The organism is Stenotrophomonas sp. 63632_Sma (assembly GCF_056482875.1).
The window spans coordinates 1,882,890-1,903,326 of sequence record NZ_CM151220.1 but is presented as its reverse complement, the minus strand read 5'-3'; the positions used below and the strand labels follow the sequence as shown (position 1 = coordinate 1,903,326).

Annotated in this window: 18 protein-coding genes; 9 read left to right on the top strand and 9 right to left on the bottom strand. The window is 65.1% G+C overall.

The features are described from left to right. Nucleotides 1–2: 2 nt before the first annotated feature. From ACZK45_RS08865 to cmk, 6 genes are all read right to left on the bottom strand, one after another. Complete coding sequence (locus ACZK45_RS08865) at nucleotides 3–992, bottom strand: MraY family glycosyltransferase (protein ID WP_293798056.1); 990 nt, start codon at nucleotides 990–992, stop codon at nucleotides 3–5. A gap of 3 nt (nucleotides 993–995) precedes the next feature. Continuing rightward, entirely contained in the window at nucleotides 996–2,174 is a 1,179-nt protein-coding gene (gene lapB, locus ACZK45_RS08860) for a lipopolysaccharide assembly protein LapB (protein ID WP_005416232.1), read from the bottom strand. A 6-nt stretch (nucleotides 2,175–2,180) separates the two neighbouring features. Next, a complete protein-coding gene (locus tag ACZK45_RS08855) occupies nucleotides 2,181–2,465 on the bottom strand; it encodes a LapA family protein (RefSeq protein WP_010484569.1) in 285 nt (94 codons plus the stop codon). 77 nt (nucleotides 2,466–2,542) lie between these two features. After that, the gene (locus ACZK45_RS08850; RefSeq protein WP_005409286.1) at nucleotides 2,543–2,848 is read right to left on the bottom strand and encodes an integration host factor subunit beta; all 306 of its coding nucleotides are present in this window, start codon (nucleotides 2,846–2,848) and stop codon (nucleotides 2,543–2,545) included. Between the two features lie 87 nt (nucleotides 2,849–2,935). After that, a complete protein-coding gene (gene rpsA / locus ACZK45_RS08845) occupies nucleotides 2,936–4,621 on the bottom strand; it encodes a 30S ribosomal protein S1 (protein WP_005416230.1) in 1,686 nt (561 codons plus the stop codon). Between the two features lie 198 nt (nucleotides 4,622–4,819). After that, nucleotides 4,820–5,497 (bottom strand): (d)CMP kinase, encoded by a 678-nt coding sequence (gene cmk, locus ACZK45_RS08840; protein WP_125895521.1) that lies wholly within the window; start codon nucleotides 5,495–5,497, stop codon nucleotides 4,820–4,822. Between the two features lie 197 nt (nucleotides 5,498–5,694). On the opposite strand from cmk, the gene ykgO reads away from it, so the two are divergent. The 7 genes from ykgO (at nucleotide 5,695) to ACZK45_RS08805 (ending at nucleotide 11,389) form a co-directional block, all read left to right on the top strand. Further along, nucleotides 5,695–5,820: a type B 50S ribosomal protein L36 gene (gene ykgO, locus ACZK45_RS08835; RefSeq protein ID WP_005409283.1), complete on the top strand. Its 126-nt coding sequence runs from the start codon at nucleotides 5,695–5,697 to the stop codon at nucleotides 5,818–5,820. Between the two features lie 176 nt (nucleotides 5,821–5,996). Beyond that, complete coding sequence (locus ACZK45_RS08830; protein WP_423175526.1) at nucleotides 5,997–6,296, top strand: hypothetical protein; 300 nt, start codon at nucleotides 5,997–5,999, stop codon at nucleotides 6,294–6,296. A gap of 39 nt (nucleotides 6,297–6,335) precedes the next feature. Next, nucleotides 6,336–7,373 carry an agmatine deiminase family protein gene (locus ACZK45_RS08825; protein WP_478445700.1) on the top strand — a complete coding sequence of 346 codons (1,038 nt, stop codon included), beginning with the start codon at nucleotides 6,336–6,338 and terminating at the stop codon, nucleotides 7,371–7,373. 192 nt (nucleotides 7,374–7,565) lie between these two features. After that, nucleotides 7,566–8,453 carry a carbon-nitrogen hydrolase gene (locus ACZK45_RS08820; protein ID WP_005409280.1) on the top strand — a complete coding sequence of 296 codons (888 nt, stop codon included), beginning with the start codon at nucleotides 7,566–7,568 and terminating at the stop codon, nucleotides 8,451–8,453. Between the two features lie 14 nt (nucleotides 8,454–8,467). After that, nucleotides 8,468–8,998: a GNAT family N-acetyltransferase gene (locus tag ACZK45_RS08815; protein WP_107432020.1), complete on the top strand. Its 531-nt coding sequence runs from the start codon at nucleotides 8,468–8,470 to the stop codon at nucleotides 8,996–8,998. A 4-nt stretch (nucleotides 8,999–9,002) separates the two neighbouring features. Beyond that, complete coding sequence (locus ACZK45_RS08810; RefSeq protein ID WP_107432021.1) at nucleotides 9,003–10,223, top strand: TraB/GumN family protein; 1,221 nt, start codon at nucleotides 9,003–9,005, stop codon at nucleotides 10,221–10,223. A gap of 164 nt (nucleotides 10,224–10,387) precedes the next feature. Beyond that, nucleotides 10,388–11,389 (top strand): hypothetical protein, encoded by a 1,002-nt coding sequence (locus ACZK45_RS08805; RefSeq protein ID WP_043035156.1) that lies wholly within the window; start codon nucleotides 10,388–10,390, stop codon nucleotides 11,387–11,389. Nucleotides 11,390–11,479: 90 nt separating this feature from the next. Here the strand turns inward: ACZK45_RS08805 and ACZK45_RS08800 are convergent, their stop codons facing one another. From ACZK45_RS08800 to ACZK45_RS08790, 3 genes are read right to left on the bottom strand one after another with little or no spacing between them, the layout of a single operon-like run. Beyond that, entirely contained in the window at nucleotides 11,480–14,560 is a 3,081-nt protein-coding gene (locus tag ACZK45_RS08800) for an efflux RND transporter permease subunit (RefSeq protein WP_478445699.1), read from the bottom strand. Continuing rightward, nucleotides 14,557–18,078 (bottom strand): efflux RND transporter permease subunit, encoded by a 3,522-nt coding sequence (locus ACZK45_RS08795; protein WP_478445698.1) that lies wholly within the window; start codon nucleotides 18,076–18,078, stop codon nucleotides 14,557–14,559. Before ACZK45_RS08795 ends, ACZK45_RS08800 begins: the two co-directional genes overlap by 4 nt. After that, nucleotides 18,075–19,226 (bottom strand): efflux RND transporter periplasmic adaptor subunit, encoded by a 1,152-nt coding sequence (locus ACZK45_RS08790; RefSeq protein WP_478445697.1) that lies wholly within the window; start codon nucleotides 19,224–19,226, stop codon nucleotides 18,075–18,077. The genes ACZK45_RS08795 and ACZK45_RS08790 overlap by 4 nt, the downstream gene beginning before the upstream one ends. A gap of 206 nt (nucleotides 19,227–19,432) precedes the next feature. Between ACZK45_RS08790 and ACZK45_RS08785 the strand changes: the two genes are divergently transcribed. Both ACZK45_RS08785 and ACZK45_RS08780 read left to right on the top strand, forming a co-directional pair. Then, a complete protein-coding gene (locus tag ACZK45_RS08785) occupies nucleotides 19,433–19,822 on the top strand; it encodes a c-type cytochrome (protein ID WP_049457840.1) in 390 nt (129 codons plus the stop codon). Between the two features lie 9 nt (nucleotides 19,823–19,831). Continuing rightward, nucleotides 19,832–20,293: a c-type cytochrome gene (locus tag ACZK45_RS08780; RefSeq protein WP_006361215.1), complete on the top strand. Its 462-nt coding sequence runs from the start codon at nucleotides 19,832–19,834 to the stop codon at nucleotides 20,291–20,293. The last annotated feature ends 144 nt before the right edge of the window (nucleotides 20,294–20,437 follow it).

The window sequence follows — 20,437 nt, the reverse complement described above, 5'->3', positions numbered from 1 at the left end:
AGTCAGGTATTTCCTTTTGGGTGGCGCAATCCATTGCGCAGGAGGAGCCAGAGGACGCTCAGCGCAATGAACCACGCGATCGCCACGGCAGCCTCCCACCTCGGCTGCAAATTGGAGCAGACATTAAGCACTGTAATACTGAACAGGCCTAAAGCAAAGTACATCCCTGTTACCTGGGCGTGACTGGCTCCTGCCTGCACCGCGCGCTGGTAGACGTGCTGGGTATGGGGTTCCATCCAGCGTTGTCCGGAAATGATGCGCGCCAGCAGTGTGAAGCCCGCGTCCACAAGGAACGGCGATGCCGACACCAGCAGCAGGATCCAGTGGATGTCGGTCTTGACGCTGGCCAGTGCCAGCACTGCCGCCACCGCGTAGCCCAGCGCGCCACTCCCGACATCGCCCATGAAGATCCGGGCCCGCGGGAAGTTGAACGGCAGGAAGCCCAGGCAGGCCAGGCCCAACGCGACCGCCGCCAGCGAGTACGGCCAGGGCAGCAGCGGCGCCAGCCCCAGCGCGACCACGATGGCCTGGCTGGCCGCGATGCCGTTGATCCCATCCATGAAATTCCAGATGTTGATCAGCGAGGCGGTGAACAGCAGGACCAGTACGGCCAGCAGCCAGCTGCCACCGTGGACCTTGACCAGCGCGGCCAGCAGCGCGGCGGCGATGAAGTGCACCATCAGGCGGCGCATGGCCGGCAGCGGCCGGTGGTCGTCCCACCAGCCGATACCCGCCACCAGCGCCAGGCCAAGGCTGGCGACCAGCAGGCTCGGACGCGCTTCGGGCCAGGCCCACATGGCAATACCGGCGGTCACCAGCAGGCTGATGACAATGGCGATGCCGCCGCCGCGGGGTGTCGCCACGCTATGGCTGCGGCGCTCGCCCGGCTGGTCAAACAGTTGCCGGCGCAGCGCGTAACCCCGCGCCGCCCAGGTCAGTGCCGCACTCAGCAGGGCCAGGCCCAGCAGCGCGCCCATCACGAGCCACGGCATGGATCAGAGCACCGCGTAGTTCAGCAGCGGCTTGACCGTACCCCACTCCTTGCAGCTCGGGCACTGCCAGTGGTGGGTGCGCGCACCGAAACCACAACGGGTGCATCGATAGGCCGGATTGCGCACCAGCAACTGGTCGGTGATGTGCTTGAGGTCGTGCAGGGTCGCCGTGGAATCGGCGCCTTCAGCCAGGGTCAGGTCGATCAGCGCGGACTCGCCACGCACCGACGGGCGATCCTTGAGCTGGCGGCCCAGGTAGGCACGGGCTGGCGCCACGCCCTCCTGCTCTTCCATCAGGCGGGTCAGCGCCAGCACCGGGGCGATGCCGCGGTAGTGCTCGGTCATCTCCGACAGGAACGCGCGTGCGCCTGCCAGATCGCCGACCTTGCGGTAGTTCTGCATCAGCGCCGGCAACAGCTCCGGCAAGTACTCCGGATCGTTGCGCGCGGCACGCTCGAAGGCGCGCACGGCCGCTTCCGGATTGCCGGCATCGGTTTCCAGGCGTCCTTCAATGATGCCGGCACGTACCGACATCGCATCGGCCTGGTAGGCCCGGGCAATCGCTGCCCTCGCCTCTTCCAGCTTGCCAGCACCGCGGAAGCGTTCGGCCAGTTCGCACTCGAACTGCCCGATCAGCTTGCCCATCGGCTCGCCGGTAACGTCCTCGAAACGGGTCGCGTTGTCGATCGCCTTTTCCCAGTCGCGCTCGGCCTGGTAGATACCGATCAGGTGCTTGAGTGCCTGCGGAGCACGCTGATCCAGCTGGGCCAGTTCGGTGAACACGGTCTCGGCGCGGTCCAGCAGGCCGGACTTCATGTAGTCCTCGCCCAGCGCCAGCAGCGCCTGCACGCGTTGCGCATCGCTGAGGTCGTGGCGGTTGACCAGGCCCTGGTGCAGGCGGATGGCGCGGTCGACTTCGCCGCGGCGGCGGAACAGGTGGCCCAGCGCGACCTGGGTCTCGAAGGTTTCCTTGTCCAGCTCGGCGATGTGCAGGAACAGCTCGATGGCCTTGTCCGGCTGCTCGTTGAGCAGGTAGTTCAGGCCGCGGAAGTAGGTGCTGGACAGGCGGCTGACCTGGCTGTCACCGTGGCGTTGACCACCACGCCGTCCGATCACCCACCCGGCCAGTGCGGCCAGCGGAACGAACAGGAAGAACCAGAACCACTCGGTGACGAAATCCATCTTCGATCAGCGTCCATCAAAAGATTGGGGGGAAGCAACCGGTGCCGGCGTGGCGACAGCGGACTTGTTGGCGCGGCGCAACTGGCTGTAGAGCGGAATGACCACGCTCACCAGCACCAGGCCGGCACCGACGATGACACCCACCAGCAGCGCGGCGATCAGGGCCACGCCTACCGAGGTATGCAGTTGGGTAAACAGCAGGTTGATCGACATCGCGGTCATGTTGACCGCACCGATGATCAACCCAAGGATCAGAACCGCCAGCAGGACCAGCAGACGAAAAACCTTCATGCGACAGCTCCAGTGGCAGGAGTCCGTAGCTTATCCGACTCGCGGCTGGATTCGCACGCGGTGGCGCGACGGAAGGCTCAGGCCGGATCGGCGTCCAGCGGCAGCACACTGCTGACCCGCTCACGCAGTTCCTTGCCCGGCTTGAAATGAGGGACGTGCTTGCCCGGCAGGGCAACCGATTCGCCGGTTTTCGGGTTGCGACCCAGGCGCGGCGGACGATAGTGCAGCGAGAAGCTGCCAAAACCACGGATTTCGATGCGATCCCCGGCGGACAGCGATCCGCCCATCATTTCCAGCAACGACTTCACCGCCAGATCGACATCATCGGCCTTCAGGTGCGCCTGGCGGCGCGCAAGGATTTCGATCAGTTCGGATTTGGTCATTACCGGCTCACATCAGGGGTATCTCAGCCTGAAACGGCCCGGGCAATGCCCGGGCCGTCCAGGAAACAACGAACAGCGTAAGGCCGATTACTCGGACTTGTTGCCGTTCAGCTGTGCACGCAGCAGCGCGCCCAGCTGGGTGGTGCCGCTGGAAGCCGAAGAGGACTGGTATTCCTCCAGCACTTCGCGCATTTCAGCGTCGTCCTTGGCCTTGATCGACAGCTGCAGGGTACGGCCCTTGCGGTCCATGCCCACGAACTTGGCTTCGACCTTGTCGCCGACCTTCAGGTGCTGGGTGGCGTCGTCAACGCGCTCGTTGGCGATGTCGCGTGCCGAGACGTAACCTTCGATGCCGTCAGCCAGCTCGATGATCGCGCCCTTGGCGTCGACTTCCTTCACCACGCCTTCGACCTTGGAGCCCTTCGGATTGGCAGCCATGTACTGGCCGAACGGATCCTGCTCCAGCTGCTTCACGCCCAGGGAGATGCGCTCGCGCTCCGGATCGACAGCCAGGACGACGGCGTCCAGGGTATCGCCCTTCTTGAAGTTGCGAACGACGTCTTCGCCGGTGGTGTTCCAGCTGATGTCGGACAGGTGAACCAGGCCGTCGATGCCGCCGTCCAGGCCGATGAAGATGCCGAAGTCGGTGATCGACTTGATCTGGCCCGACACCTTGTCACCCTTCTTGTGGGTGGCAGCGAAGGTTTCCCACGGATTGGCGGCAACCTGCTTCATGCCCAGCGAGATACGGCGACGCTCTTCATCGACGTCCAGCACCATCACTTCGACTTCATCACCAACCTGGACAACCTTGGACGGGTTGACGTTCTTGTTGGTCCAATCCATCTCGGAGACGTGCACCAGGCCTTCGACGCCCGGCTCGATCTCAACGAACGCGCCGTAATCGGTGACGTTGGAGACCTTGCCGAAGACGCGGCTGTTGGCCGGGTAACGACGGCCGATGTTGTCCCACGGATCCTCGCCCAGCTGCTTCAGGCCCAGCGAAACGCGGTTGCGCTCGCGGTCGAACTTCAGCACGCGGACGTCCAGCTCGTCGCCGACGTTCACGACTTCCGACGGGTGACGCACGCGCTTCCACGCCATGTCGGTGATGTGCAGCAGGCCGTCGATACCGCCCAGGTCCACGAACGCGCCGTAATCGGTCAGGTTCTTGACGACACCCTTCAGGATCGCGCCTTCCTGCAGCTTGTCCATCAGCTGCTCGCGCTCTTCCGAGTGCTCGCTTTCGACGACAGCGCGGCGCGAGACCACGACGTTGTTACGCTTGCGGTCCAGCTTGATGAGCTTGAACTCGAGTTCCTTGCCTTCCAGGTAGGCCGGATCGCGCACCGGGCGCACATCGACCAGGGAACCCGGCAGGAAGGCGCGGACATCCTTGATGTCCACGGTGAAACCACCCTTGACCTTGCCGCTGATGCGACCGGTGATGGTTTCGTTCTTTTCCAACGCTTCTTCCAGCTCGTCCCACACCATCGCGCGCTTGGCCTTCTCGCGCGACAGGACGGTTTCGCCGAAGCCGTTCTCGATCGAGTCGAGGGCGACCTTGACGATGTCGCCTTCGGCGACGTCGATTTCGCCAGCGTCGTTACGGAACTGTTCGATCGGCACGATGCCTTCGGACTTCAGGCCAGCGTTGATCACCACGACGTCGCCGCGGACCTCAACAACGGTACCGCTGACGATGGCGCCCGGCTTCAGCTTGGCCAGATTGGCCTGGCTGGCTTCAAACAGTTCGGCAAATGATTCGGTCATTAGATTTACTCTGTTGGACACATGGGTCGGTGGCGTCCCCTTCAGGGGAATGGCGACCGCCCGCCTGTTGGTCGACCCCGGAAACGCAGGTCGTGTGTAGTAGGAAAACCGCCACGCATCATTGCGCGACGGAGCTGGTACAGCACTGCTATGCGCGACCACCACCGATGCTGCTGGCAGTGCTCCCGCGCGAACGGATCAGGCAGCCGGAACCGGAAGCAGATCCATCACTCTGGCAACGACATCTGCGATGCCGATGCCTGTGGTGTCGATGAGGACAGCATCGTCTGCCGGCTTCAGGGGCGCCACGGTACGCTGAGCATCACGGGCGTCGCGGGCCATGATCTCGCGCAGGAGGTCATCAAAGTTAACAGAAACCCCCTTGTCTTTCAACTGCTTATGCCGGCGCTCGGCGCGCTCCTCGGCACTGGCGGTCAGGAAGACCTTGAAGGAGGCGTCCGGGAAGATCACCGTGCCCATGTCGCGGCCATCGGCGACCAGGCCGGGCAGCTCCCTGAATGCGCGCTGGCGCTCCTTCAGGGCAGCCCGGACCTCGGGAATGGCGGCGATGGCCGAGGCCAGCGCGCCGGTGGTCTCCAGGCGCAGCTCGTCGGTGGCATCGGTCCCGTTCACCATGACCCGCATGGCTTCACCCTGCTCGACAAACTGAACGTGGGTATCAAAGGTGCAGCGGACCAGCGCCGAGGCATCGGAGGTATCGATGTCGGCCCAGCTCGCGGCCACGCCCACTGCCCGGTACAGCGCGCCCGAATCCAGGTAATGCCAGCCCATCCGGCGCGCGATGATGCGGCTGATGGTACCCTTGCCAGCCCCTGAAGGGCCGTCGATGGTCAGGACGGGAGCGAGTGGATTCATGGGGTTCCCAGAGCGTGTGAAGGGGTCATTCTAGCCCCTGTCAGACGCCCCCAATGGGATCTTTTGTGCAACCACTTGAAACCACGAGGAAAAGCCCGGTAGAATGGCGGGCTTGAACGAGCGTCAACTGCCGATTGTCTTTCGCATATCGCGGCCACGCTCCACCCGAACAACTACTGTTTACGCCGAGGTATGCCATGAAAGTCCTGTCCTCCCTGAAGTCGGCGAAGGCCCGTCACCGTGACTGCAAGGTCGTGCGTCGTCGTGGCAAGATCTTCGTCATCTGCAAGTCGAACCCGCGTTTCAAGGCGCGTCAGCGCTAAGCCCAACAGCCTTCGCGGCTGCGGCTGGCCCTACGCGGGGCCGACCCGATGCAAAAAGCCGCCTTCGGGCGGTTTTTTGTTTATGCGGCTTTTTCCTGCCGTTTTTGCTGTAATCGCCTTTCTTGACCACTGGGGAGTAGATCGAGATGAAGCGTTACCTGTCCGCCCTGGCCGTGATGGCCACCCTGGCCACCGCCACGCCGGCGCTGGCCGATACCCTGCTTGTCGACCGTGCCCGCGAGAAGCCGGCCGGTGCCCTGCCCGTGCGCGGCCAGAGCATGCAGCAGGTACAGGCGCAGTTCGGCGCGCCGAGCGAGCAGCTGCAGCCGCGTGGCGGGCAGAAGCGGCAATGGCCGACCATCAACCGCTGGGTGTACCCGCAGTTCACCGTCTACTTCGAGAAGCAGAAGGTGATCGACGTGGTGGCCAACCAGGCGGACCCGAACGAAATCGGCCCGAAACCGCCGATCCGTTGATCCCTTTACCCGCCCTGGGCGGGCCTGTGTAGCGAGACCATGAACCAGACCCTTCGTTTTCCTGCCGAGTGGGAAGCCCAGAGCGGCGTCCTGATTGCCTGGCCCACCGCCGACACCGACTGGGCCGACCGCCTGGGCCAGGTGGAAGAGACCTACATCGCCTTGGTCGCGGCCATCACCCGCTTCCAGCCGGTGCTGATCTGCGTGGCCGACGACGATGTGGAGACCTATGCCGAGATGCGGCTGCGCTCCAACCGCATCGACATGGACAAGGTCCACTTCACCACGGCGGCCTACGACGATACCTGGTTGCGCGACTCCGGCCCGATCACCCTGCGCCGTGCCGACGGCGGCTTCCAGCTGCTGGATTTCCGCTTCACCGGCTGGGGCGGCAAGTTCGACGCCACCCTGGATGACCAGCTGGTGGGCGTGCTCGACCAGGCCGGCGTGTTCAACGACGCACCGGTGCGCAGCATTCCGTTCGCGCTGGAAGGCGGCGGCATCGAAACCGATGGCGAAGGCACCCTGCTGACCACCTGGAAGTGCCTGCATGAGCGCCACCCGGACCGCGACCGCGCCAGCCTGACTGCCCACCTGGCCGACTGGCTGCAGCAGGACCGTGTGCTGTGGCTGGACCACGGCTATCTGGAAGGCGACGACACTGATGCGCACATCGATACCCTCGCCCGCTTCGCCTCGGCTGACAGCATTGTCTACCAGGCCTGTGACGACGAGAGCGACTCGCACTACGCCGAACTGCAGGCGATGGGCAATGAGCTGGCCGCGCTGCGTACCAAGGATGGCCAGCCGTACCGCCTGTTCCCGCTGCCGTGGGCACAGCCGGTGATCGACGAAGGCCGCCGCCTGGCGGCGTCGTACGCCAACTACCTGATCGTCAATGGTGCGGTGCTGATGCCGGCCTATGGCGATCCGGCCGATGACCTGGCCCGCGATGTACTGGCGCAGGCGCACCCGGGCCGCGAGATCGTGCAAGTGCCCTGCCGCTCGCTGATCTGGCAGAACGGCAGCCTGCACTGCATCACCATGCAGCTGCCGGCCGGGTTGTTGAAGGCCTGATGGATGACGCCGGGCCCCGCCCGGCGCTCTCCTTGTAGAGTCGAGCCATGCTCGACTGCCTTTCCGCGCGATCTGACCGGAGAGCAGTCGAGCATGGCTCGACTCTACAAAGGGCGGCCCATTCAGCGCGCGACACGCCGTCGCCGCCCATCCGCGCTAACATGCAGGTTTTCCCCCGCAGGAACGCCCCGCATGAACTCGCGCAGCCCCCTTACCGTCGCCCTGATCCAGGAGCGCAACCACGGTGATGCCGCCGCCAACCTGGCGGTGATCGAAGCACGCGTGGCCGAGGCGGCTGCGCAGGGTGCCAAGCTGGTGCTGCTGCAGGAACTGCACAACGGCCCGTACTTCTGCCAGCACGAATCGGTGGACGAGTTCGACCTGGCCGAGCCGATTCCGGGCCCGAGCACCGAGCGCCTGGGCGCGCTGGCGAAGAAGCATGGCGTGGTGCTGGTCGGCTCGCTGTTCGAGCGCCGTGCTGCCGGCCTGTACCACAACACCGCCGTGGTGTTCGAGAAGGACGGTACGCTGCTCGGCAAGTACCGCAAGATGCATATCCCGGACGATCCGGGCTTCTACGAGAAGTTCTACTTCACCCCGGGCGACATCGGTTTCAAGCCGATCGATACCTCGGTGGGTCGCCTCGGCGTGCTGGTGTGCTGGGACCAGTGGTACCCGGAAGCGGCACGCCTGATGGCGCTGGCCGGCGCCGAGCTGCTGCTGTACCCGACCGCGATCGGCTGGGACCCGGACGACGTGCAGGACGAGAAGACCCGCCAGCGCGACGCCTGGGTGCTGAGTCACCGCGGCCACGCCGTGGCCAACGGCCTGCCGGTGCTGAGCTGCAACCGCGTCGGCCACGAGGCATCGCCACTGGGCGCGTCGGGCATCCAGTTCTGGGGCAACAGCCACGTGCTCGGCCCGCAGGGCGAATTCCTGGCCGAAGCCGGCACTGACGCCACCGTGCTGCTGTGCGATGTCGACCTGCAGCGCAGCGAGCACGTGCGCCGCATCTGGCCGTTCCTGCGCGATCGCCGCATCGACGCGTACGGTGACCTGCTCAAGCGCTACATCGACTGAGCCGGAGCCCGCGCATGGCCGTCCTCATCCGTGATGCCGGCCCGGCCGACATCGCCGCGATCACCGCGATCTACGCGGTGGAAGTGACCGACTTCGTCAACACCTACGAGTACGACATCCCCGACGCGACCGAGATGCTGCGCCGTATGCGCGACATCATCGATCGCGGCTTCCCCTACCTGGTCGCCGAGATCGACGGCCAGGTGGCCGGCTATGCCTACGCCAACACCTACCGCACCCGCGTTGCCTACCAGTGGACCGTGGAGAACTCGGTCTACGTCGATGCCGCGTTCCAGGGCCAGGGCGTGGGCACCGGCCTGCTGCAGGCCTTGATCGATGCCTGCGTGGCGCGTGGTTACCGGCAGATGGTGGCCGTGATCGGCGAACCGACCAACGCCGCGTCGATCAAGCTGCACGAACGCTTCGGCTTCGAGCTGGTCGGCGTGTTCCGTGGCCTTGGCCGCAAGCACGGCCGCTGGCTGGATACCGTGCAGATGCAGCGCGCGCTCGGCGATGGCGCCGACACCGCACCTTCCAATGAATGAACCCATGACCGAAACCCTTCCCGAAACCGGCGACGACCTGTTCGCCGGCCAGCCGGTGCGCGTCGTTGAACGCGATGGCGTGCGTTATACCCTGCTGGGCACTGCCCACGTCTCCCGCGCCAGCGTCGAGGCGGTGGAAAAAGCCATCGACAGCGGCCGCTTCGATGCCGTTGCCGTTGAACTGGACCCACAGCGCCTGCAGGCGCTGAGCGATCCGGACACACTGGCCAAGCTCGATCTGGTCGAAGTGATCCGCAAGGGCCGCGTGGCCCTGTTCGCCGCCAACCTGGCCCTGTCCGCGTACCAGCGCCGCCTGGCCGAACAGCTCGACATCGAGCCGGGCGCCGAACTGAAGCGCGCGGTGGAACTGGCGCGCGAGCGCAACCTGCCGGTACACCTGATCGACCGTGAAGTCGGCCTGACCTTCCGCCGTGCCTCGCAACGGCTGGGCTTCTTCGGCAAGCTGAAGCTGGTCGCCGGGCTTGGCGCAGGTCTGTTCTCATCCGAGGAAGTGGGCGAAAACGAGATCGAGAAGCTCAAGCAGGGCGACATGCTGGAGTCGAGCTTCGGCGAGTTCGCCAGCGAGAGCCCGGCGCTGTACGAGACCATCATCGGCGAGCGTGACCGCTACATGGCCACGCGCCTGCGCGAGGAACACGACCCGCAGCAGCGTGAAGTGCTGGCGGTGGTGGGTGCCGGTCACCTTGCCGGGCTGGCCCGCTACCTGGAAACCGACACCGAAGCACCGGCACCGCTGCGCGCCGAGCTGGAAGCGGTGCCGAAGAAGCGCAACATTCCGTGGTTCACGCTGGGCATCCTGGCCATCGTGGCGACCGGCATCGGCGTAGGTTTCTACCGCGGTGGCCTGGGCGTGGGCACCGAACTGCTGGCGACCTGGGCGATGTATACCGGCGGCCTCGCCGGCCTGGGCTGCCTGCTGGCCGGCGGCCATCCGCTGAGCATCCTCACCGCGATCGCGGTGGCGCCGTTCAAGCCGTTCCGCCTGAGCATCCCGACCGGCGCATTCTCGGCGCTGGTGGAAGCGCGCCTGCGCAAGCCGGCGTATGAGGACTTCCTGAAGCTGCGCGACGATGCGCAAAGCCTGAAGGGCTGGTATCGCAACCGCGTCACCCGCGTGGTGCTGACCTTCATGCTGACCAACATCGGCAGCATGCTCGGCCTGTGGCTGACCACGTTCAAGGTGTGGGGCAAGGTGGCGGGTTGATTGTTCCGTGTAGCGTCGAGCCAAGCTCGACTGCGCTCTGGTAGGTGCCAACCTTGGTTGGCACATCATTCCCAAGCAAAAAAGCCACGCATTGCGTGGCTTTTTTTGTGCCACGCTTCCGGCAAGTATGATCAATGAAACTTTTCTGAGCCTGGAGGGCCAGTATGGGAAAAGGTATCAAGATGGCTTCAGCCGTGGACGATCGGAGGAACCGACATACGCTCGAATCACTGCAGAATCGAGCCGAAAATGGTCAAACAATCCCTCCACTGTTCTGTGATGGTGTTGGATGCTCTGCGTCCGTCCGTTTCGTCAAACTTGGACTTCGAAATGGACCGCCGGGAAAAGAGCCGGTAGAGCGGGCTGCATACATAGGCCTCACATCAGCCAGAGATTCAGATCACGCGACAAGCTGCAGCTACAACGCAACCGGAAAGCTCAAGCTGATCATCGCCAATCAATCTGATCCTGACTTCTTGTCAAGCCTTGACGAAGGAAAACACGAGCTTCGCTTACAGCTGCTACACAACGCACTTGGCAATTCTGATCGATCTGTGAAGGCTGGTTACCAGACTGGATCGAAAACTAAAGATGAACACATAAGAACAGACTACATCAGAACTGGTGGAAAGCTCGACGGCTATCTCCGAACTACGATGGACATTCTCAAGCTGCGCGAACGCTGCGAGGAGGATGCCGAGCTGAGCGCGACGCTGCTCCTGCGCTTTGGCAATCGCAAAATCCCTTGGCGCCGTTTCTACTTTGAACAAGATCGGTATGAGGACGCTTGGAAAATGCTGCGTAAGGCCGAGCCTTCGGCCCACCCGTTTGCGATAGCCGGCGTTGTGGATCGAATCTGGCTTCCAAACACCGGTTCGAATCAACGGAATACGTTTCTCAATCTGATTCCGGAACGGCACAAGGTTGGAACTGACGGGATACAGCTGACGTATGGAGCAAGTATCGGTCACACTGACCAAGAATGGCTCCAGCAGTATCCGCATGGCACCCATGTCATTGCGTTTGGCCTTTGGAGGGCATCAGACCCCCAACAAAACTCGGTAAGGCGTCTAGACCCTCACGCGCGCGTAAAGGGTTTCCTCAACCATCAGATCACGCTGTTTCCAAAGTTCAAATCACAGGTGATCAAGGTCGAAATGAGCTGAAAGAAAGGGGGAGGCCGCCCCACTACGACCGGCCTCCCCCACACCACAACACGTTGTCGTGCATTACGGACGGTCGAGCAAGCTCGACCACTACACCGGGGTACCCGGCACGATCTCCAGACCGCGGGCGCGGCGGATCAAGCGTGTCACCGCACTGCGCAGGTCATCCAGCACTGCATAGATCGTCGGCAGGAACAGCAGGCTGACCACGGTCGAGAACGCCAGGCCGCCGGCAATCGCGCGCGCCATCGGCGCGTACTCCGGGCCGTTGCCGAACATCTGCGTACTGGTCAGCGAGATCGGCACCATCGCCAGGATCGCCGTGCCCATGGTCATCATGATTGGCCGCAATCGCTCGCGTGAGCCCTCCACCAGCGCCTGGGTGCGTCCCATGCCGCCGCGCCGCAGGTTGTTGATGTGCTCGATCATCACGATGCCGTTGTTCACCACCACGCCCATCAGCACCAGGATGCCGATGAAGGACATGATCCCGAACGAGGTGCCGGTGATCCAGAACAGCCAGAACACGCCGAAGATCGAGAACAGCACGCCACTCATGATCGCCGCCGGGAACAGCAGCGACTCGAACACCGCCGCCATCACCACGTAGATCATCACCAGCGCGATCAGCAGGTTGAACACCATCTGCTGCATCGCTTCGTCGTCGTTGCCGTAGTCACCGCCATCGAAGGTGAAGCCATAACCGGCCGGGAAGTTCATCGGCTTGAGCACCGACTCCATCGCCTTGCGGCCATCCGGCGCGGTGACCTTCTCGGCCAGGTTGGCCTTGATGGTCAGCGTGGTCTGGCGGTTGGTGCGGCCGATCTGGGTGGCGGACGAACCGACGTCGACGGTGACCAGGCTCAGCAGTGGCACGCTGCGGCCATCGCCGGTACGCACGCTGAAGCCGGCCAGGTCTTCCGGGCTGCTCTGCTCGGCACCGGCGAAGCGCACCCATACCGGCACTTCGTTGTCACCACGGCGGAACTCGCGCATCGGTGCACCGCGCAGCGCCAGGCCGACGAAGCTGGCTACCTGTTCGGCATTGAAGCCGAACGCCGCCGCACGCTCGCGGTCGACGCGCACCTTCAGTTCGCCGCCCTTTTCACCATTGTCGATGCGCACATCGCGCAGCTCGGTGCGCTGGGCCAGCAGCGGCACCACTTCCTGGCCGATCTCCTGCAGCATCGAACTGGAGTCGCCGACCAGCTGCACCTGCACGCCCTGGTTGCCGCCACCGCCGCCATCACCGCCCTGGTTGCCGACGAAGTAGTCGGTGCGGGCCGACTTCGGCAGGCCTTTGCGCAGTTCTTCCTGCAGCGCCTTGATGTCCTTGGCGTACTTCTCGTCCAGGGTGACCACGGTGGAGCTGCCTTCCTGCTCGCTGTACCAGGAGTACACCTGCTTGACGTGCAGGCGCTCGCGGTTGGCGTCGATCCAGTTCTCCACGCGCGCCACTTCCTCGGACATCTGCCGATAGGTGTAGGCGCCCTTCCACATGTAGCCGATGAAGATGTCCTTGCCGCCATCCCCTCCGAACATGTCGACCTTGGTCAGCTTCATCGGCACCAGGCTGACCAGCACCACCAGCACGATGCCGAGCAGGCTCCAGCCGCGATGGTGCAGCGACCAGTCCAGCAGCCTGGCGTAGCGGCGCTGCAGCCGCGCGATCAGGCCGGTCTGCGAGTGCACCAGCTTGGGCGTGGCCATGCGCGCGGACAGCATCGGGATCAGGCTGACCGCGACCAGCCACGAGGCCAGCAGCGAGACCGAGATGGTGATCGCGATCTGCGCCATGAAGATGCTGATGTTGTTGGTCTCGCCGAACAGGTTCGGCACGAACACGATGCAGTGGCACAGCGTACCGGCACTGAGCGCGATGGCCACGTTGCGGGTGCCGATGATCGAGGCCAGCCGCGGCTGCCCCGGCATGCGCTCGCGTTCCTGGTAGATGCTCTCCACCACCACCACGGCGTTGTCGACCAGCATGCCCACCGCCAGCAGCAGGCCCATCATGGTCAGGATGTTCAGCGTCACCCCGACGAAGTACATGAAGCCCAGGGTGATGGTGAAGCAGATCGGAATGGCCAGGGTCACCATCAGCGTGGACGGCCAATGGCGCAGGAAGAAGAACAGCACCGTGATCGACAGGATCAGGCCGACCGCACCGGCCTCGGCCAGTTCCAGCAGCGAGGAGGTCACCGCCTTGCCCTGATTGTCGATCACCTTGATCTGCACGTCGCGCATCGACGCTTCGGCACGGATCGATTCAACCTCGGCCAGTGCCGCGCGCGACACCTCCACCAGATTGGCACTGCGCTCCTTGAAGATATCCAGGCCAACCGCCGGGTTGCCGTCCAGGCGGCGCCCGTAGTTCATCCGCGCCGGCTTCAGGCGCACATCGGCGATATCGCCCAGGCGCAGGCCCTTGGCGTTGATCACCAGATCGCGCATTTCCTGCAGGTCGGTGATCTCACCCACCGGCTGCACGCGCACGCGCTGGCCGTTGTCGTCGATCTGCCCGGCCGAGATCGAGAAATTCAGCGTACGCAGGCGCTCGCTCAGTTCATTGATGCTCAGGCCGTGCGCGTTGAGGCGGTTCGGATCGATGGCGATCTCCACCTCGTTCGGCGGCGCACCGGTGATGTCGACACGGGCCACGCCGGGAATGCGCTCGATGCGCCGCTTGAACTCGCGGTCGAGCATGTCATAGGCGGTGGTCAGGTCGGTGGTGCTGGCCAGGCGCACCTTCAGCACCGGCTGGTCACTGCTGGACCACTTGAACACGTTGTAGCGCTGCAGGTCGTCGGGCAGGTCGCTGCGGATCGCGTCGATGCGCTCGCGTGCATCGGAGGCGGCGATGGCGATGTCGCGGTCCCAGTCGCTGAACTCGATGAAGATCAGCGCCGCTTCGGAGGTGGCCGACGAGCGCATGCGCTTGATGCCGGTCATCGTCGCCAGCGACTCCTCGACCGGACGGATGATGGTCCGTTCCACCTCCTCCGGGGTGGAGCCGGTGTACGGAATCTGCACGAACAGGAACGGCGCGGAGATGTCCGGCAGCGCTTCCAACGGCAACCGGAACGAAGCGATCAGGCCGATCACCACCAGCGACACGAAACACATGATGGTGGTGACCGGACGGCGGATGGAGAACTCGGCCACACTCATGCCGGTTCCTCCGCACCCGCCGCACTGTCCGCTGCACCCGGCTCGATCTCACCGGCATGCTTGCGGCCACGTTCGCGGTAATACGCATCGCCACGACGGTCCATCAGGTCGTACACCACCGGGATCACCAGCAGGGTCAGCAGGGTCGACACCAGCAGGCCGCCGATCACGGTGATCGCCATCGGCGCGCGCACTTCAGCGCCCTCACCCATCGCCACCGCCAACGGCAGGAAGCCGAACAGCGTGCACAGCGTGGTCATGATGATCGGCCGCAGGCGCGAGCGCGCGCCTTCCACAAGCGCCTCGTGCTTTGCTACGCCGGCCTCGCGCAGCTGGTTGACCTTGTCGATCAGGATGATCGCGTTCTTGGTGACCAGACCGACCAGAAGGATCAGGCCGATGAACACCACCACCGAGATGGGCTTGCCGGTCAGCATCAGCGCCAGGATCGCGCCGACCAGCGCCAGCGGAATGGTGAACAGGATCACGAACGGATGCAGCAGCGATTCGAACTGCGAAGCCATCACCAGGTAGACCAGGAAGATCGCCAGGCCGAAGGCGAAGATCAACGACTTCGCCGCCTGCGCCAGCTCCTCACCCTGGCCACCGATGTGCAGGCCGACGCCCGCACCCAGCGGCTGCTCGGCGACCATCTGCTGCACCTCGCGCATGGCCGCGCCGAGGTCGATGTCGCGCAGGTTGGCCGACACCACCGCAACCCGGGTCTGGTCGGCGCGGTGGATTTCGCTGGGGCCAGTGGTGGCGACCACTTCGGCCACCGCGTCCAGCGTGACCGGACGGGTGCTGCCCGGGTTGACGATCAGCCGGCGGATGCTCTCCACGCTGGCGCGGTCGCCCTCCTGCGCACGCACCAGCACGTCGATCTTGCGGTCACGGAAGCTGTAGCGGGTGGCGACATCGCCGCGCACCTTCTTCACCACCACGTCGGCGATCTGGCGGGTGGTCAGGCCCAGCGCACCGGCACGCTCCTGGTCGAAGCGGATCTGGATCTCCGGGAAGCCCTCTTCCACCGTCGACTTCACATCGGCGTAGTGCGCGTTGCCGCGCAGCATCGCCGCCAGGCGCTGGCCGGCCACTTCCAGCGTGGCCATGTCCTGCCCGCGCAACTCGATTTCCAGCGGCGTGGAGAAGCTGAACAACGCCGGCCGCGCGAAGTCGACCTGTGCCCCCGGATGCTGGCCCATGGTGTCACGCAGGCGCTCGGTGATCTCGGCCTCGGTGCGTGCATTGCCACCGCCTTCCATCACCACGGTCAGTTTGCCGATGTTCTCGCCGCTCTCGGTGGGGCTGGCATCCAGGCGGGTGCCGCTGCCGCTGACACCGTACAGCGACGCCACGCCCTCGCCCTTGCCGTGCGCCAGCTGCAGCTCGCGCACCAGTGCATCGGTCTGCTTCAGCGGCGTACCGGCCGGCAGCTTCACCGTCATCTCGAAACGGTCCTGCGCCAGCTGCGGGATCAGGTCGGCACCGAGCATCGGCACCAGCGCCATGGTCGCCACGAAGATGATCGAGGCGACACCCAGCACCTTGCCCGGATGCGCCAGTGCGCTCGGCAGCAGGCGCAGGTAACCGCGCTCGGCACCGGCATAGGGCTTCATCGCCAGATCGCTGGCCTTGCGCATCACCGGGCCCACCACCGCCACCACGCCACGCCACGCCCGCACCACCAGCCAGGCCAGCGCGTAGAAGCTCCAGCGCGCAGTCGCCACGGCACCACGACGGCCCAGCGCCACCGGCTTCTGCCAGCGGTTCTGCGGTTGCCACGGTTCGTTCGGCGCTTCTTCCGGGAACGCCAGCGGCGGCCGTCCCTTCAGCGAGCTCAGCATCGGGATCAGGGTCATCGACACCAGCAGCGAGATCGCGATGGCGATCGCCACGGTCAACGCCTGGTCGCGGAACAGCTGGCCAGCGATGCCATCGACGAACACCAGCGGCAGGAACACCGCGATGGTGGTCAGGGTGGAGGCGACCACCGCCATGCTCACTTCGCGGGTACCGGCGATGGCCGCCTGCAGGATGCCCAGGCCACGCTCGCGGGCCTTGGCGATGCTCTCCAGCACCACGATCGAGTCATCCACCACCAGGCCGGTGGCCAGTGCCAGACCGCCCAGCGACATCACGTTCAAGCTGAGGCCGAGCTGGCCCATGAAGAAGAACGTGGCGATGATCGAGACCGGCAGCGACAGGCTGATCACGAACGTGCTCCAGCCATCACGCAGGAACAGGAAGATGATCAGGATCGCCAGCAGGCCGCCGATCACTGCATCCTTCTTGACGTCGGCGATGGCGTGCTCGATGAAGCGCGACTGGTCCTCGATGGTGGTCATCTCGACATCGGACGGGAACGTGCCCTTGATCTGCTCCAGGCGCTTGCGCAGCGCTTCGGCGGTGGACACGGTATTGGCGTCGCCTTCTTTGTAGATCGCCAGTTCGACCGATTCCTTGCCGCCCAGGCGGATCACCGCTTCGCGCTCCTTGTAGCCCTGGCGCACGGTGGCCACGTCCTTCAGGCGCACCGGCACACCGTTGGCGACCACGCTGGAACCACCGCTGGACGATGCGCTCTGCGCCGCCGATGCCGCCGCGATGGCTGCCGCCGAACCGGTCGACGCGGCGATGTTGAACATCTGCTGCAACGCCGAGTCGGCCGCGCTGCCGTTCGACGCCTGGGTGGTGACCAGCAGGTTGCGGATCTCCTCCAGATCGGCGAACTGGTTGACGGTGCGCACCAGGAAGCGCTGCGAGCCCTCCTCCAGGCGGCCGCCAGAGATGTTGATGTTCTCGTCCTTCAGGCGCTTGATGACGGTGTCGATCGGCAGGTTCAGCTGGGCCAGCTTCTGCTGGTCGATGTCGACCTGGATCTCGTCTTCCAGGCCACCGCCGACCTTGACCGCCGCCACGCCGCTGACCGGCTCCAGCTTCTTCTTCAGGTCTTCATCGGCATAGCGGCGCAGGCCGGTCAGCTCGCGGACCGCATCGGCATCGCTGGTCGGCGCCACCTTGTTCGACAGCACCAGGCGCATGATCGGCTCGGTGGACGGATTGAAGCGCAGCAGCACCGGGGCCTTGGCCTCCAGTGGCAGGTTCAGCGCTTCCATCTTGTCGCGCACCTCCAGGCTGGCCTGGTCCATGTTGGTGCCCCAGGCGAACTCCAGCACTACATCGCTCTGGCCGGTGCGCGAGACCGACTTCAGCTTGCGCAGGTTCTTGACCACGCCGACCGCTTCTTCAACCGGCTGGGTGATCAGGGTTTCGATTTCGGTCGGCGCCGAACCGGTGTACTCGGTGCGCACGGTCAGCGTCGGGTAGCTCAGGTCGGGCAGCAGGTTGACCTTGAGGTTGCCCAGCGCGATCAGGCCGAACAGCAGCAGCGTGACCGTGCACATGGCGATAGTCACGCGACGGCGGGTGGCGAATTCCACCAGGCCGCCGCGCATGCCGGCGGCGGCGCCGTCGCTCGCCGGCGAGGCACCGTGGTCGTGGCCCGGGGCGGTCATTGCTTGCTCCCGGCCTTGTCTGCCGGCTTGGCGGCCGCTGCGACCGTCTTCGGCTTTGCCTTCGGATCGGCGATCACCTGCACTGCGGTGCCGTCGCGCAGGGCGACCTTGCCGGCGGTGACCACCTGATCACCGGCCGCCAGGCCATCACGGATCTCCACCCACGGGCCCTCGGCGTAACCCAGCTTGACCGGAACGCGTGCGACCTTGCCTTCGCGCACCCGGAACACCGCCGGCTCACCATCGTCGAGCAGCGCCAGGCGCGGCACCACCAGCGCATCGGCACGCTGGTCGTAATCGATGCGGATGCGCCCGAACATGCCGGGCTGCAGCGCATGTGCGGCGCCATCGAAGGCGCTGACCACGCGAAACGTACCGCTGCCCGAATCCACCACCGGCGCGATGCGATCGACGGTGCCGGTGAAGCTCTGGCCCGGCAGCGCATCGGCAGCCAGCGTCACCGGCTGGCCGGCGCGCAGGGTGGCCAGCTCGCGCTCGGGCACGTTGAGGGTGGCTTCCAGCCGCGAGTTGTCGACGATGCGGAAGATCGGCGTGTTGATCTGCACGAAGTTGCCGGTCTTGATCGAGCGCGACGCGATCACGCCGGAGATCGGCGCCACCACCGTGGTGTAGGACAGCTCCAGCGTGGCCAGCCGGTACTGCGCGCGGACGTTTTCCAGGTCATAGCGCAGCTGGTCGACATCGGCGGCGCTGACCATCTGCTGGCCGACCAGCTTCTGTGCGCGCTGGTAGTTGTTCTCCAGCTTGCGCATCTGCGCTTCGCTCTGTGCCACGGCCAGCCGCGCGCGGTCCGGGTCCAGGCGCACCAGCGGCTGCCCGGCGGTCACCCGCTGGCCTTCCTCGACCAGCACCGCCAGCGCCACGCCGGAGGTCTTGGCCACCACCTGCGACTCGGCGCGTGGTTCCAGCGCAGCGGTACCGGTGTAGCTGGCCGCGACAGCACGGTGGCTGGCCACGGCCACTTCGACCGGGACCGCATCGACCTTCTTCTCCTCCTTGGTCTCGGCGGCCTTGGCTTCGGAATTGGGCCCTGCGGCGCAACCGCCCAGCAGCAGGGAGGTGGAGATCAGCAGTGCGGCAGCGCAGATTCCGCTGCGACGGCCGGACAGGAAGGTTGGGTGCGACATCGTCAGATCCCTGGAGGATGCGTGGACAGGTGTGGTAGCAAAGTAATGCACCACTTCACGGCAACACCATATCCCAAAGGTCATGGTGTCTTCGTGCCACCGGTCGGCCCGCCCCCCATTTCAGCTAGATGAAACCTGGGGCTATACTCGGGGCGTTCCGTACCCCACGCCGGAACGACCAGACCCGAATCCCCGGAAACGACACCATGCGCCCGCAGCCGCTCGCCGCTTGTCTCGCTCTGGCCGTCCTCCTGCCCCTTGGGGCCGCCGCACAGCCCGCTCCTGCTCCTGCCACACCTGCCCCGGCCCCGGCTCCCGCCGCTGCCGCGGCGCCTGCCGCCCCCACCGGCAACTTCGACAATGGCCGTGTCCTGGCCTACACCTGCCAGGGGTGCCATGGCATCACCGGCTACAAGAACGCCTACCCCAGTTACCGGGTGCCGAAGATCGGCGGCCAGACCCAGCAGTACCTGGCCCAGGCCCTGACCGAGTACCGCCAGGGCAAGCGCAGGCATCCGACGATGCAGGCGCAGTCGATGAGTTTCAGCGAACAGGAGATCGCCGATCTCTCTGTTTACCTGTCCACCGTCAAGTAAGGCCCGCCCATGTCGAAAGCCGCGCATCCGATGCGTCACGCCATCGCCCTGTCCGTTGCCCTGCTGCTGGCCGCCTGTTCACAGTCGCAGGTGGAAAACAGCGAGAAATCCGCCGCCGACCCGGGCCATGCCAGCGGCGAACACGGCTCTTCATCCTCCGCCGGCCTGCCACCGGGCCGCGAGGCCGCCGGCGAGGCCCGCGCCAAGGTGAAGAGCAAGGCCACCAACCAGAGCTGCATCGACTGCCACGGCGCCGACGGCAACGCGCCGATCGATGCGACCTACCCGAAGCTGGGTGGGCAGTACGGTGATTACCTGGCGCATGCGCTGCAGGCCTACCGTGCCGGTGACCGCCAGCATGCGCTGATGACGCCGCAGGCGAAGGACCTGAGTGATCAGGACATCGCCGATCTGGCCGCGTACTTCGGCAGCCGGCCGAGCCAGCTGCGGGATCTGCACGGGGTCAAATGACCGCCGGCGCCCCGGTGGGTGCGGACCTTGGTCCGCACGGACCGTTGATTGGTGGGTGCGGACCTTGGTCCGTACGGAGGCGTAACCGGCTTCGGTAGGTGCGGACCGTTGGTCCGCACGGATCCCGATATCCACGCATGGCGT